Here is a 13,689-nt window from a genome sequence, read left to right as displayed (position 1 = left end):
CGTCATAAACCTACCTAAGGACACCATTTGGAAAGCCTGTTGAACCTGACTGTTGCTGGTGGGGCGCCAGTCAGGATATTACAAATCACCGATACCCACCTTTTTGCCGAAAAGCATGAAACTCTGCTTGGGGTCAACACCTGGGAGAGCTATCAGGCGGTACTTAGCGCCATTCACGCTGAAAATCGTGCATGCGATTTGATTGTCGCAACGGGCGATCTGGCGCAGGACCAATCCTCCGCGGCCTACCAGCATTTTGCTGAAGGCATCGCGAGTTTCAGCGTGCCTTGCGTCTGGCTGCCAGGAAACCACGATTTCCAGCCGGCTATGTACAATGCCCTCCAGGATGCGGGGATTTCTCCGGCAAAATGTGTCTTTGCGGGTGAACAGTGGCAGATCCTGCTGCTGGACAGCCAGGTGTTTGGTGTCCCGCACGGTGAGTTAAGCGAGTTCCAGCTCGACTGGCTGGAGACCAAACTGGCTGCTGAACCTGAACGTCATACGCTGTTATTACTTCATCATCACCCTCTGCCAGCAGGTTGCAGCTGGCTCGATCAGCACAGTTTGCGTAATTCTGCTGCACTGGATCACGTGCTGGCGAAATTCCCGCGTGTGAAGAATCTGCTGTGCGGACACATACATCAGGAACAGGATCTCGACTGGAATGGTCGTCGTATGCTGGCGACGCCATCGACCTGCGTTCAGTTTAAGCCGCATTGTGCCAACTTTACTCTGGATACCATCGCACCAGGCTGGCGCTGGCTGGAACTGCATGCTGATGGTTCGCTGACCACGGAAGTCTGCCGTTTGACAGGCGCCAAATTCCGTCCGGACACCGCTTCAGAAGGCTACTGATGTCTACGCTCCTTTATCTGCACGGATTCAACAGCTCGCCGCGCTCCGCAAAAGCGACACAGTTTCGCCAGTGGCTGAGCGTACATCACCCTGATGTTGAGATGATTATTCCGCAGCTGCCGCCTTACCCGGCGGAGGCTGCGGAGATGCTGGAATCTATTGTGCTTGAACACGGCGGCGAATCATTCGGTGTGGTCGGCTCATCACTGGGCGGATACTACGCCACCTGGCTCTCGCAATGTTTCATGCTGCCCGCTGTTGTCGTTAACCCGGCGGTGCGGCCATTTGAGCTGCTTCGGGACTTTCTTGGTGAAAACGAGAACCCCTACACCGGTCAGCAATATGTGCTAGAGTCACGCCATATTTACGATCTCAAAGTTATGCAGGTTGACCCGCTTGAAGCGCCCGATCTTATCTGGCTGCTGCAACAGACGGGTGATGAAGTGCTGGATTACCGCCAGGCAGTGGCGTATTACGCCTCCTGCCGCCAGACGATAGAAGAGGGCGGAAACCATGCTTTCACGGGCTTTGAGGATCATTTCACCCAGATTGTCGATTTTCTTGGACTGCACAGCCACTGACAATCAATGCGAATTGCTAGTTTAAATCATGACGCAAACCTATAACGCTGATGCCATTGAGGTCCTCACCGGGCTTGAGCCGGTTCGCCGCCGCCCGGGGATGTACACCGATACGACGCGCCCAAACCACCTGGGCCAGGAAGTTATTGATAACAGTGTGGACGAAGCGCTGGCTGGCCATGCCAAACGCGTTGACGTCATCCTGCATGCTGATCAGTCGCTGGAAGTCATTGACGACGGACGCGGTATGCCGGTGGATATCCATCCTGAAGAGGGCGTACCGGCCGTTGAACTGATCCTCTGCCGACTGCATGCAGGAGGTAAGTTCTCCAATAAAAACTATCAGTTCTCTGGTGGTTTACACGGTGTGGGGATCTCTGTGGTCAACGCCCTGTCTAAACGCGTGGAAGTGAACGTCCGCCGTGACGGTCAGGTCTATAACATCGCGTTTGAAAATGGTGAGAAGGTTCAGGATCTGCAGGTTATCGGTACGTGCGGCAAACGCAACACTGGCACCAGCGTTCACTTCTGGCCTGACGAAAGCTTCTTCGACAGCCCACGTTTTTCTGTTTCTCGCCTTACGCACCTGCTGAAAGCCAAAGCGGTGCTCTGCCCTGGCGTGGAAATCACCTTTAAAGACAACGTAAACAATACAGAGCAGAGCTGGCGCTACGAAGACGGTCTTAACGACTATCTGTGCGAAGCGGTAAACGACCTGCCGACGCTGCCGGAAAAACCGTTCGTCGGTAATTTTACCGGTGACACCGAAGCGGTGGACTGGGCGCTGCTGTGGCTGCCGGAAGGCGGTGAGCTGCTGACCGAAAGCTACGTTAACCTGATCCCAACCATGCTTGGCGGTACGCACGTCAACGGCCTGCGTCAGGGGCTGCTGGACGCGATGCGCGAGTTCTGCGAATACCGCAATATCCTGCCGCGTGGCGTGAAGCTGTCGGCGGAAGATATCTGGGATCGTTGTGCCTACGTGCTCTCTGTGAAAATGCAGGATCCGCAGTTTGCCGGTCAGACTAAAGAGCGCTTGTCGTCACGTCAGTGTGCGGCATTCGTCTCCGGCGTGGTGAAAGATGCGTTTACCCTGTGGCTGAACCAGAACGTTCAGGCGGCAGAGATGCTGGCTGAAATGGCGATCTCCAGCGCTCAGCGTCGTCTGCGTGCTGCGAAGAAAGTGGTGCGTAAAAAACTGACCAGTGGACCTGCGCTACCAGGAAAACTGGCGGACTGTACTGCGCAGGATCTCAACCGTACCGAGTTGTTCCTCGTGGAAGGGGACTCGGCGGGTGGTTCGGCCAAGCAGGCGCGCGATCGTGAATATCAGGCGATCATGCCGCTTAAGGGTAAGATCCTGAACACCTGGGAAGTCTCTTCAGATGAAGTGCTGGCTTCGCAGGAAGTGCATGACATTTCGGTGGCGATCGGTATCGATCCTGACAGCGATGATCTGAGCCAACTGCGCTACGGAAAGATCTGTATCCTCGCGGATGCGGACTCCGATGGTCTGCACATTGCCACGCTGCTGTGCGCACTGTTTGTGAAGCACTTCCGCACGCTGGTGAAAAACGGCCACGTTCACGTGGCGCTGCCGCCGCTGTACCGTATCGACCTCGGCAAAGAAGTGTATTACGCGCTGACGGAAGAAGAAAAAGCGGGTGTGCTGGAACAACTGAAGCGTAAGAAGGGTAAACCGAACGTTCAGCGCTTTAAAGGGCTGGGTGAGATGAACCCGATGCAACTGCGCGAAACCACGCTGGATCCCAACACGCGTCGTCTGGTGCAACTGACGATCAGTGACGAAGACGAGCAGCAAACCAACGCGATGATGGATATGCTCCTTGCCAAGAAACGTTCGGAAGACCGACGTAACTGGCTACAGGAGAAAGGCGATATGGCGGATATTGAAGCCTGATGCTGAAAAAGCCCTGCGATGCAGGGCTTTTTTTATGTCAAAACTCCATCTTCACCGTAAATTGCACTTCACGTGGGTCGCCAATCTGGTTCCCCAGGTTATTGGTCGCGATAGATGAGGTGTAGTAAGTCTTATCAAACAGGTTCTTCACGTTCACCTGCAGCGTCACCGGATACTGCAGTTTCATCTTATAGGCCGCAAAGGCATCGGCAACAAAATAGCCCGGTAAATAATAGTCCGCGCCGTTGGTCGCTGAGCGACGGCTCACACCGTGTCCACCACCGCCAAGCGTCAATGTATTTCCGCCGATCACATTGTGAATGTCATAGGTCAGGAACAGTGAGCCGGTATGGCGTGGCACGTTCGGCAGCGGTTTGCCTGCATAGTCCGGGTCTTCCAGCACTTTTGCGTCCGTATAGCCATAGCTGGCAATGATGTTGGTGTTCTCCGTCAGGGACCCTGCCAGATCCACCTCTACACCCTGCGAACGCACGCGGCCAGCGGTTTTCGCGATGGTCTCTCCTGCGATGCTTTCGGTGTACAACACGTTGCGTTTGTGAATATCAAACAGCGCGATATTGGCAGTAATACCGTCGAACAGGTCAAACTTAGCGCCAATTTCATACGCATTTGATGTTTCTGGCGGCAGATCGCCAATGTAGCTCGCAATGGACGATTGCGGCATAAACGTCTGGGAATAGTTGGCAAACAGCGAGACTGCTGGCGTGAGCTTGTAAACCAGCCCCAGCTTCGGTGTCCACTGGTCGTCGCGGCTGTCGGTATTGACGTTGAACGGGCGACCTTTACCGGCGTACTGGGTGTAATACTGATAGCGCAATCCGGCGACGGCGATCCATTTATCGGTCAGGTACAGCGCGTCCTGAGCGTAGGCGGAGTAACTCTCTTGCTTGATGGTCTGGTCGCTGTCTGACGCTGAGACAGTGGTGCACTTGCTAAGGTTGCCATACGTCGGGTTATAGATATTGAAATCTTTGACGTTTTTACAGCGGATCATATCCGTACGCAGCAGATCGTAATTCTCATACGATACGCCGGTCAGGATCTCGTTGTAGAAGCCAGCGATGTCCACATTCCCCTGCAGATCCGCACGCGTCGTATGCATCCGCTGGGTCGAGCCTTGCGTCGCATCTACGCGGCGGGTCAGGTTGCCCGTTTTTGAATCGTAGGCCATTACGCGGGCCTGGTTATCGCTGTATTTATCCTGGCTAAAGCTGTAGTCGAACTTTGCGGTCCACTGGCTGTTCAGGCGATATTCTGCGTTGAGCTGCGCCAGGTCTGACTGACCATCGGTAATGTTAAACGGTTCGTCAAAACGCGTTTTGCGATCAACGTTTATCGGCTGTTTGGTGTTGAGATCGAAGATCGTTCCACGATCGAACGGTGTCTTATAGTCGCGATGCGAATAGAGCACGGTGACCGTGGCATCATCGCCAAACCAGGTCAGAGACGGTGCGATAAAGGTGCTGCGCTCGTTGCCAAAATTGCGCCAGTAATCTTCGTCCTGATATTCGCCCGTCAGGCGATACGCCAGACGCGTGCCGTCAATCGGGCCAGTAATATCAACCTGGCCGGTACCGCCGCCAAAGCTGGAAGAGGTGGCAGAAATTGAGCCGCCGAAGGTTTTCTCAGGGCGTTTGGTCACGACGTTTATCAGACCACCAGGATCGAGAATGCCATAAAGCGTTGAGGCCGGGCCTTTTAGCACTTCCACGCGCTCGGTAGCGGCATTAAAACTGCGCGGCAGTACGGTGCGCAGGCCGTTGGTCATGACCGAACCGTCGCGGTTCGCGCCAAACCCACGGCGAACAAATGCATCCTGCGTACCGCCCAGAGTATTGGTTTGCACCACGTTACTGACGTTATAGAGCGCTTCATCAAGCGTAGTGGCGTGCTGGTCTTCCAGCACTTTATCACTGACAGTATTGACCACCTGCGGGATATCCAGCATTGGCATGTTGGTCAGTGTCGCGGTGGAGGTATTCAACGGCTGATAGCCATTTGTAGCATCTACCGTAGCATTCGGACTGGCGGTGACGGTAAGCGTTTCGCCGTCTTTAGCCGTTGTGTTGTCAGCTGCCTGCACCAACGGCGCCATAAACAGCAGTGAAAAGAGCGCGCGCCCTTTTACCCCAGAGAGAGAAGGTGTGAACGTAGCCATTACATCTGTTTTCCCAAGATATCCCGCGCATGAAGGGGCGCGGAAGAATATGTGAGTCATTGCCCTTAATTGTCTGCTCGTTAACCGTATGGCATCGAACATGTAATTGAGAATCATTCAATCATGTGGGGATGTAGTAGTAAATGGAAAAAAGCAAAAATCGGCTACAACATTTAACCGTGCGTATAAGTACAGCAGAATACTAATTAACCTTTTGAAATTAATGTTTTTATAAGTCTTTTTTCATTCATATTTCTTCAGGTTTATCCCTGGTTTTATCAGGGTGTTTCTTCGCTTGACTACTACATGTCGCAGCGTCAAACTCTCAAAAGAGAATGAGTTTTATTTTTATTTGTTGGTTTTTCATTACGTTGGCGTTCACGTGGCTCACAACACAAAACAACCGGGACTGGTTCTGGAGAACCTTTCTGCGGGCTATCAGAAAAAAATCATCGTTGATGATATCTCCCTTGCGATCCCTCAGCAGAAAATGACGGTGCTGGTAGGGGCGAACGGCTGTGGGAAATCCACGCTGTTGAGCACTATCGCGCGGCTGCTGCAGCCGCTCGGGGGCACCGCGCTGCTGGACGGTAAAGCCATTCATGAACAGCCGACCAAAACGGTTGCCCGTCAGCTTGGCATTCTCCCTCAGTCTCCGCTGCTGCCGGAAGGATTAACCGTCTTTGAGCTGGTTTCACGCGGGCGCTTTCCCTGGCAAAATTTTATGCGCCAGTGGAGCGACGAGGATGAACGGGCTGTTGAAGAGGCGCTGCGGCTGACGGGGACGGCGGAGTTTGCACATCTGCCGGTTGAAAGCTTGTCTGGCGGTCAGCGTCAGCGCTGCTGGATCGCCATGGCCCTGGCGCAGCAAACGCCATATATCCTGCTGGATGAACCGACAACCTTTCTCGATCTCCGCTATCAGGTGGAGATCCTGGAACTGCTGCATATGCTGACCCGCCAGCACGGACGCACCGTCGTGGTGGTGCTGCACGATCTTAACTTCGCGGTGAACTACGGTGATTCGCTGATCTTTTTACGTCAGGGGAAAGTTGAAGGCGTATTGCATGAGGGCGATGCCTGCACGCCGGAGTTGATCAAAGCCGTGTTTGATGTCGACGTGCATATGTCGGTTAACCCGTTGACTGGCAAGCCGTTTTTTATGCCGTTCCGTCAGGTCACTGCAAAACCATGATACGCACGACGCTGGCTTTTATTCTCTTTGCGTTACTGCTGATGATGGGGGCGATTGCCCACCTGGGTATCGGCGCGCGCGTTATTCCTCCGTTGACGGTGGTTCAGGCGTTTTTCGATTTTAATCCCCATAATTTCGACCATAACGTCATTATCAAATTAAGACTGCTGCGCCTCTGCGACGCGATGGTGACAGGTGCCGCGCTCGGCGTGGCGGGTGTCCTGCTACAGTCCGTTATCCGCAACCCGCTCGGTGAACCGCATATTCTGGGGCTGAATGCCGGGGCAGCGCTGGCGGTGGTGCTGACGAGTGCGCTCGGGATGACGCTGCCGTTTGGTCGCCCGCTCGTTGCCGCCGCCGGTGCCGCCGCGCTGTTTTTGCTGGTGCTGATGTTCTCCTCGTCTGGCCGCACCGGGCTCACACCAATGAAAGTGACGCTGTGTGGCGTGGCACTGTCGGCATTTGCCTCATCGGTGACTGCCGCAGTTCTGATTCTGGATGAACAGACCCTACTTGCCCTGCGAACCTGGCTGGCGGGGGATTTAGCGGGGGTAAAACAAGAAACGCTCCGGAGTGCCCTGTGGGCTGCTGCTGGCGGTTTTGTTCTCGCTATCGGAGTGTCGCCGTCGCTCAATATGCTGGCTCTTGGCGACCGGATGGCGCAAGGGCTTGGCGTTTCACTACTCAGAACCCGCCTGCTGGCCCTGCTGTCTATTGCGCTGCTCTGCGGTGCGGCCGTCTCTATCGCCGGGCCGATTGGCTTTATCGGCCTGGTCGTGCCGCAACTCATTCGCCGTCTGGTGTCGGTCGATTTACGTGTGATGGTGCCGCTGTCTGCCCTGTGTGGCGCGCTGGTTCTGCTGCTGGCGGATATTGCCGCCCGAACGTTGTTTACGCCCTGGGAGTTGGCAACCGGCATCATGACAGCCCTGGTTGGCGCACCGATCTTCATTTTCATGGCGTCGAGGATGTTCAAATGAACCGGGCCGGACTCCGCGCGATCCGTATTGGTCGCCTGTCGGCATTGGTTCGCCCGAGGGCAGTGGCATGCCTGGCGTTTTTAGCGCTGGTGGCATTAAGCCTGCTGGGCTTTGGTCTGACGCACGGTTCGCTACCCATTCCCACCTCCGCTATTACCCGCGCGCTGTTTTCGCCTGAAGGTGTGACAGCAGAGGCGCACTATATCGTGATGGATATTCGCCTGCCGCGCCTGCTTATGGCGGTACTGTGCGGCGCAATGCTCGGCATGGCCGGAGCGGCCATGCAGTCCATCACCCGCAATGGCCTGGCCGACCCCGGTCTTATCGGCGTGAAAGAAGGCTGTAGTGCGGCCGTGCTGGTGTTGATCTTTCAGTTCCCGGCGCTGAGTCTGGCCTGGCGTCCGCTGGCAGGAATGGCAGGGGGGCTACTCACAGCGCTGCTGGTGGTCTTGCTGGCGCGTGATATCTCGCGTCCGCGATTCATCCTGATTGGCATCGGTGTGTCATGGGCCTTTGCTGCCGCAATGGGCGTCTTTATGACCACCGCCGACGTGCGTGACGTGCAGACGGCAATGCTCTGGCTGGCTGGAAGCCTGCATGCGGCAAACTGGACGCTGGTGGGGCTGGCCGCACTCTGGACGCTTCCCGCGTTTGCGTTGTTACTGTTTACCGCGCGTGCCGCCGATGTTGCGTTACTCGGTAATCAGGCCGCAACAGGCCTCGGCGTGCATACAACCCGACTGGCGCTGCTGCGCGTCCTTGCCCCGGTGGTGCTGACGGCGGCCTGCGTCTCCTGCGTAGGCAGTATTGGTTTCGTGGGACTCATTGCCCCGCATATGGCACGCCTGCTGCTGCGTGGTGGGCAAACCGCGCTCCTGACGGGAAGTGCTGTGCTGGGGGCTCTGCTGGTGTTGCTGGCGGATAACGTCGGGCGTCTGGCATTTCTCCCGCTGCAATTGCCAGCGGGAATTGTGATTTCACTGATTGGCGGACCGTTTTTCCTGCTGTTGCTCTGGCAGCGTCGGGACAGATTTTAGGGGACAGAAGATGCGCGTACTTTTTTCGATGTTGTTGCTGGTAGGGTTTGCGGTGAGCGCGGCAGAACCGACTCAGACATTTACCGATGATTTGGGGCGCAAGGTCGTTGTGCCGGTTCATCCGAAACGGATTGTCTCGCTGCATGACCTGGATATCACCATCCCGCTGATTGAGCTGGGTGTGCCACCGGTAGCCAGCCACGGCCGCACGCGACCGGACGGCAGCCACTTTTTGCGCTCCAGCGGTATGCTGACGGGTGTCGATTTCGATAATTCCGACATCAAGTTTATCGGCACTGCGGATATCGACATTGAAGCCATCGCCGCCGCAAAACCGGACCTGATTATCACCGAGCCGACCCGCAACACGTCGGTGGAACAGCTGCAAAAAATTGCCCCGACGGTAAGCATCGATCACCTCGACGGTGGTGCACCGGAAATCTACCGCAAGCTGGCGCAACTTACCGGCACGCAGGCGCGACTGAAGATCCTGGAGCGCCGCTATCAGGAACAAATCAACGCGCTGAAAGCGACGGTGGATACCCGCAAAATTAGCGTGTCAGTGATTCAGGCGAATCAGGGGAAGATTAATGCCATGCACAGTTACCACTCGCTGGGCCGTGTGCTGCGTGATGCCGGGTTCACCTTCCCGCCGCTTATTGAGTCCATCCCGGAAGGGGGACGGATTGACGTTAGCGCCGAGCGTCTGCCGGAGCTGGATGCCGATTTCGTCTTCGCCACCTGGCGCGGGGATACCGGGGGTAAACCGCAGGACGAGCTGGCAGCGATGGAGGCGGTAATGCCTGGCTGGTGTCAGTTCCTGAACGCCTGCCGAACCGGACACTACGTGCTGATCTCACGTGAAGAGGCCATCTCGAATTCCTTCGCGTCTTTAGGCCTGATGGCTGCGCAGGTGCAATCGCAGATAGCCGGGCGACCACTGCCGGAGGCATCACAGTGATCCGCAAAGAGAAAGGGCGCGTGGATGTCTACGGCGACCGCTTTCGTTCGCGTGCGCACCAGTTGACGCCGCGCGTGTTGCAGGTGGCAAGCTATATCAATGAGAACCGCGAAGCGGTGATGGAACAAACGGCAATGGAGATTGCTGCACTGTTAAAAACCTCAGATGCCACCGTGGTACGCGCCATTCAGGCGCTGGGGTTCGCCGGGCTGCGCGATCTCAAACAGACGCTGGAACAGTGGTTTGGTCCAGTGGTCAGCTCCAGCGAAAAGATGTCCACCACGGTGAATACACTGACCAGCGACGTCAACGCGAGCATTGATTTTGTGCTGGAAGGACATCAGCACACCCTGGACGTGTTATCCGAACCCCACAACCGCTATGCGATGGCTCAGGCGGTCTCACTGCTGGCACAGGCGAGGCAGGTCGCGATTTTTGGTATCGGCGCTTCGGGTATTCTGGCCGAGTACACCGCCAGGTTGTTCAGCCGTATGGGATTACCCGCCACACCGCTTAACCGTACTGGAATAGTGCTTGCCGAACAGCTCATCGCCCTTCAGCGCGGTGACGTGCTAGTGATGATGGCGCAGAAATCCGCGCACCGGGAGGGGCAAACCACACTGCGTGAAGCAAAACGTCTCGGTATTCCGACTATCCTGCTGACCAACGCCCTAGACTCCCGTTTCAGTAAAGAGGCCAGCGTAGTGATCCATGTCCCGCGCGGCGGTGAAAAGGGGAAAATCCCACTTCATGGTACGGTACTGTTGTGTCTGGAGATGATTATTGTGTCCGTCGCCTCCACTGAGCCGCAGCGCACCATCAAATCAATGAAGCGGATCAACGAGTTTCATCGGGGATTAAAACCGGGGAAGAAAAGCAGCTAAAAACAAAGCCCGGTGGCGCTAGCGCTTACCGGGCCTGGGGGGAAACTTAAACCCCTTGCTCCAGAATACGGATGTGGGTTTCCAGCACGTCACCTTTCACCGCATCACTCCACGCTTTCATATGTGTGGTCTGCAGGTGCGCTTCAAGATGTGCGACGGTTTCCCACTGCTCAACCATGATGATTGAGTCTGGCGCGGTGGCCTGGAAGCTCGCGTCAGTGGTAGCATCCACCATTGGCGCGTAGCCATGGCAGCCTTCTTCTTTCAGTACGGTCGGGATAATTTTCGTGAACTGATCCAGCACCGCCTGACGGTGATGTTGGCCTGGACGAGTACGGATTTCAGCAATAACGGTAAGCATGGTTAACTACTCCTTTAATTCCAGGGTACCAGTTAAGCAAAAATTTCCGCGAGATGCTTGTGATATTCTGCGATATAGCGCGGGACATCAGGCATTTTAATCACGTCGTTGACGATAAAGGTTGGCAGCGGATCCATGCCCAGGAACTGGTTAGCCTTGTGGAACGGCAGATACGCGCCGTCTACGCCCACGCCTTCGAAGAACTGGTCGTTCTCGGTGAAGGCTTCCAGCGGGGCGTTCCAGGTCAGGGAGAGCATATATTTTTTGCCCTGAATCAGACCGCCAGAACCGTATTTTTTGGTGGCGTCAGAACGAGTGCGGCCATCGCTGGCATACAGAGAGCCGTGACCTTCAGTGAACACGTCATCCATGTATTTTTTCACGGTCCACGGCGCGCCCATCCACCAGCCCGGCATCTGCCAGATCACCACGTCAGCCCACAGGAAGTTCTGCACTTCGGCTTTCACGTCATAGTTGCTGTCTGCACGCACGACCTTAACATCATGCCCGGCGTCGCGCAGGAAACCGTCCGCGACCTCGGTCAGGGTGTCATTCAACTGGCCTTTAGAATGCGCAAATTCTTTTGCACCGTTGATAATCAGAATGTTGCTCATTATTTGTCCTCGATGATGAGAGTATGGCGAGTATTCTACGCGCGAGGACGGAGCGGAAAAATGAGCAAAATGTGCAAAGTCTTTTGCGCTAAATGCAATAATCCCTTACCAGCTAACCTTCACTTCAAAGCCGCCTTCCGCCGCATTGCTTAATAAAACACGCATACCGTGCAGGGCGGCGATGCGCTTAACAATGGATAACCCGAGCCCGCTGCCCGTGGCATCCTGCCCCGGTGGTCGATAAAATCGCTCGCCGAGGCGCGCCAGCGCATCAGTTGAAATACCGGGGCCGTTGTCACGCACAGTAAAGCTTCGGGTGTCCAGCGTTACGTCCACCACGCTGCCTCGCGGGCTGTAACGAATGGCGTTATCCAGCAGGTTACGCACCAGCAGGCTCAGTAGTAGCTGCTGACCCGTGCGTGTAACCTCTGACGCATTGATGTTCAGGCGAATATCAATGCCTGCCTGCTGGGCTGGGTGCCAGATATCCAGCACGGCCGACTGCAGTAAATCGGCCAGGGTAATCGGTTCGACATCGTCAAGGTTATCCAGTGAATCCAGACGTGAAAGCGTAAGAAGTTGATCCACCAGCCGGGACGCGCGATCGATACCCGCATGCAGTTGTGTGAGCGCTTTTGCCTGTGCCAGCGGATCGTCCGAAGAGAGTTGTGCCACGTCAGTTTGTACTTTCAGGGCCGCCAGCGGACTGCGTAATTCGTGAGCGGCATCGGAGGTAAATCGGCGCTCGCGGGTCATCATCTCTTGGGTGCGGGCGAACAGATGATTCAGCGAGTCGAGCAGGGGGCGCACTTCCGTGGGGACACCCTGAACCGTCAGCGCTTCGGTGGCATCTGGCGAGCGGGAACGCAGGGTCTGCGCCAGTTTTTTCAGCGGCCTGAGTTCACGGCTTAACAGAAGGATTAGCAACAACAGCATCACGGGGAGCGCCACCAGCCACGGCGTAAGCTGCGAACTGACTATATCCAGCGCCATATCCTGCCGGTACTCCCACTCCTGGCCGATCACCACGCGGTACTTTCCGTCGGGGGAGGTCAGCCATAAAAAACGCCACTCATCGTTGTCGCCCTGTAGCTGCCCGTTATCAAACCCGTCGCGGCGATAGTGGTACGGAATATCGCGCCCGTTTTCCCCGTCGTTCAGTATCATTTTGCCGTCGACGGTATAGATGGCAAAAGCCAGCGCGTCGTCATCCAGACGACCATGCTTCGCTTTTTTGGGGATCTCGCGCATGCGCTCGGGGGCTCGGATCTCATCCAGATCCATTGTCAGCAGCCGTTTGGCAAATAGCATTTGCTGGGTATCAAACAGCTTATCGAGCTTGTGGGTCGTCTGCTGCCAGGCGACCAGACTGGCGGCAAACCAGGCCGTCAGGGAGAGCAGCAGGAAGAGAAGCGTCAGGCGTAGTTTCAGGCTCAGTTTCATGCGTCACCCAGGGTATAGCCGATGCCATGCACGGTACGGATAAACTCGCTGCCAAGTTTACGGCGCAGATGATGGACGTGAACCTCGATGGCATTGCTGGAGACCTCATCGTCCCAGGTATACAGTTTTTCTTCGATCAGCTTACGCGGCAACACCCGGCCTGCATTACGCATCAGCAGCTCAAGCAGCGCGAACTCTTTGGGTTTGAGCGTCAGCGTTTCACCGCCCAGCGTGGCGATAAGACGGGTCGGATCGAGCGTGACGTTGCCGTGGCGAAGCTCGCTGCGTGTCTGTCCATGGCTGCGGCGGACCAGGGCTTCGAGACGAGCACCGACCTCGATCAGGGCGAACGGCTTACAAAGGTAATCATCTGCGCCCAGACGCAGCCCCTCAACGCGTTGGTTAAGTGCATCCCGCGCGGTCAGGATCAGCACCGGTTCGCTGCGCCCGCTTTCGCGCCACCCACGCAGGATCTCCAGCCCGTCGATTTCCGGTAATGTCAGATCCAGCACCACGGCATCATACGGTGCGCTATACAGTGCAGCCTGACCCGTTTTTCCGTCGATAAACCAGTCCACACTAAAGCCCATTTTGCCTAAACCTGCTTTGATGCCATCGCCGATTAACCTGTCATCTTCTACCAGTAAAATGCGCATGTTCCCTCCTTGATATCGTCAG

At 55.9% G+C, this 13,689-nt stretch carries 13 protein-coding genes; 8 read left to right on the top strand and 5 right to left on the bottom strand.

Annotated features, from left to right (window positions below):
* Positions 1-27: 27 nt before the first annotated feature.
* The 3 genes from cpdA to parE are packed head-to-tail and all read left to right on the top strand — an operon-like array spanning position 28 to position 3,357.
* Entirely contained in the window at positions 28-855 is an 828-nt protein-coding gene (gene cpdA / locus V6E55_RS12625; RefSeq protein ID WP_114979965.1) for a 3',5'-cyclic-AMP phosphodiesterase, read from the top strand.
* Complete coding sequence (yqiA, locus tag V6E55_RS12620; RefSeq protein WP_114979966.1) at positions 855-1,436, top strand: esterase YqiA; 582 nt, start codon at positions 855-857, stop codon at positions 1,434-1,436. The genes cpdA and yqiA overlap by 1 nt, the downstream gene beginning before the upstream one ends.
* 28 nt (positions 1,437-1,464) lie before the next feature.
* On the top strand, positions 1,465-3,357 hold the full coding sequence (gene parE / locus V6E55_RS12615; protein WP_316942962.1) for a DNA topoisomerase IV subunit B: 1,893 nt from the start codon (positions 1,465-1,467) through the stop codon (positions 3,355-3,357).
* Between the two features lie 37 nt (positions 3,358-3,394).
* On the opposite strand, the gene V6E55_RS12610 is transcribed toward parE, so the two are convergent.
* A complete protein-coding gene (locus V6E55_RS12610; protein WP_316942960.1) occupies positions 3,395-5,536 on the bottom strand; it encodes a TonB-dependent siderophore receptor in 2,142 nt (713 codons plus the stop codon).
* Between the two features lie 382 nt (positions 5,537-5,918).
* Here V6E55_RS12610 and V6E55_RS12605 point away from each other — a divergent pair, with 382 nt between their 5' ends.
* Genes V6E55_RS12605 through V6E55_RS12585 form a run of 5 tightly spaced genes read left to right on the top strand, consistent with a single transcriptional unit; the run spans position 5,919 to position 10,593 of the window.
* A complete protein-coding gene (locus V6E55_RS12605; RefSeq protein WP_316942959.1) occupies positions 5,919-6,731 on the top strand; it encodes an ABC transporter ATP-binding protein in 813 nt (270 codons plus the stop codon).
* A complete protein-coding gene (locus V6E55_RS12600; RefSeq protein WP_316942957.1) occupies positions 6,728-7,711 on the top strand; it encodes a FecCD family ABC transporter permease in 984 nt (327 codons plus the stop codon). Before V6E55_RS12605 ends, V6E55_RS12600 begins: the two co-directional genes overlap by 4 nt.
* Positions 7,708-8,748 carry a FecCD family ABC transporter permease gene (locus V6E55_RS12595; protein ID WP_316942955.1) on the top strand — a complete coding sequence of 347 codons (1,041 nt, stop codon included), beginning with the start codon at positions 7,708-7,710 and terminating at the stop codon, positions 8,746-8,748. The genes V6E55_RS12600 and V6E55_RS12595 overlap by 4 nt, the downstream gene beginning before the upstream one ends.
* 10 nt (positions 8,749-8,758) lie before the next feature.
* Positions 8,759-9,709, top strand: coding sequence for an iron-siderophore ABC transporter substrate-binding protein (locus V6E55_RS12590; RefSeq protein ID WP_316942953.1), 951 nt, complete (start codon positions 8,759-8,761; stop codon positions 9,707-9,709).
* Positions 9,706-10,593 carry a MurR/RpiR family transcriptional regulator gene (locus tag V6E55_RS12585; RefSeq protein ID WP_316942952.1) on the top strand — a complete coding sequence of 296 codons (888 nt, stop codon included), beginning with the start codon at positions 9,706-9,708 and terminating at the stop codon, positions 10,591-10,593. Before V6E55_RS12590 ends, V6E55_RS12585 begins: the two co-directional genes overlap by 4 nt.
* Positions 10,594-10,639: 46 nt before the next feature.
* On the opposite strand, the gene V6E55_RS12580 is transcribed toward V6E55_RS12585, so the two are convergent.
* The 4 genes from V6E55_RS12580 to qseB form a co-directional block, all read right to left on the bottom strand.
* Positions 10,640-10,954 carry a putative quinol monooxygenase gene (locus V6E55_RS12580; RefSeq protein WP_316942950.1) on the bottom strand — a complete coding sequence of 105 codons (315 nt, stop codon included), beginning with the start codon at positions 10,952-10,954 and terminating at the stop codon, positions 10,640-10,642.
* Between the two features lie 32 nt (positions 10,955-10,986).
* Positions 10,987-11,568, bottom strand: coding sequence for an NAD(P)H-dependent oxidoreductase (locus V6E55_RS12575; protein ID WP_129994958.1), 582 nt, complete (start codon positions 11,566-11,568; stop codon positions 10,987-10,989).
* A gap of 105 nt (positions 11,569-11,673) precedes the next feature.
* A complete protein-coding gene (gene qseC / locus V6E55_RS12570; protein ID WP_316942948.1) occupies positions 11,674-13,011 on the bottom strand; it encodes a quorum sensing histidine kinase QseC in 1,338 nt (445 codons plus the stop codon).
* Entirely contained in the window at positions 13,008-13,667 is a 660-nt protein-coding gene (gene qseB / locus V6E55_RS12565) for a quorum sensing response regulator transcription factor QseB (protein WP_316942947.1), read from the bottom strand. The genes qseC and qseB overlap by 4 nt, the downstream gene beginning before the upstream one ends.
* Positions 13,668-13,689 lie beyond the last annotated feature (22 nt).

It is taken from the genome of Enterobacter sp. 342, assembly GCF_036663495.1.
Lineage (GTDB): Bacteria > Pseudomonadota > Gammaproteobacteria > Enterobacterales > Enterobacteriaceae > Enterobacter.
Note: the sequence above shows the minus strand (reverse complement) of the source record. Positions and strands in the feature narration are given on the sequence as shown.

Coding starts and splice junctions, on each gene's coding strand:
- qseB (WP_316942947.1), bottom strand. CDS start 13,667: ATGCGCATTTTACTGGTAGAAGATGACAGGTTAATCGGCGATGGCATC.
- V6E55_RS12575 (WP_129994958.1), bottom strand. CDS start 11,568: ATGAGCAACATTCTGATTATCAACGGTGCAAAAGAATTTGCGCATTCT.
- yqiA (WP_114979966.1), top strand. CDS start 855: ATGTCTACGCTCCTTTATCTGCACGGATTCAACAGCTCGCCGCGCTCC.
- V6E55_RS12590 (WP_316942953.1), top strand. CDS start 8,759: ATGCGCGTACTTTTTTCGATGTTGTTGCTGGTAGGGTTTGCGGTGAGC.
- V6E55_RS12600 (WP_316942957.1), top strand. CDS start 6,728: ATGATACGCACGACGCTGGCTTTTATTCTCTTTGCGTTACTGCTGATG.
- qseC (WP_316942948.1), bottom strand. CDS start 13,011: ATGAAACTGAGCCTGAAACTACGCCTGACGCTTCTCTTCCTGCTGCTC.
- V6E55_RS12580 (WP_316942950.1), bottom strand. CDS start 10,954: ATGCTTACCGTTATTGCTGAAATCCGTACTCGTCCAGGCCAACATCAC.
- V6E55_RS12610 (WP_316942960.1), bottom strand. CDS start 5,536: ATGGCTACGTTCACACCTTCTCTCTCTGGGGTAAAAGGGCGCGCGCTC.
- parE (WP_316942962.1), top strand. CDS start 1,465: ATGACGCAAACCTATAACGCTGATGCCATTGAGGTCCTCACCGGGCTT.
- V6E55_RS12595 (WP_316942955.1), top strand. CDS start 7,708: ATGAACCGGGCCGGACTCCGCGCGATCCGTATTGGTCGCCTGTCGGCA.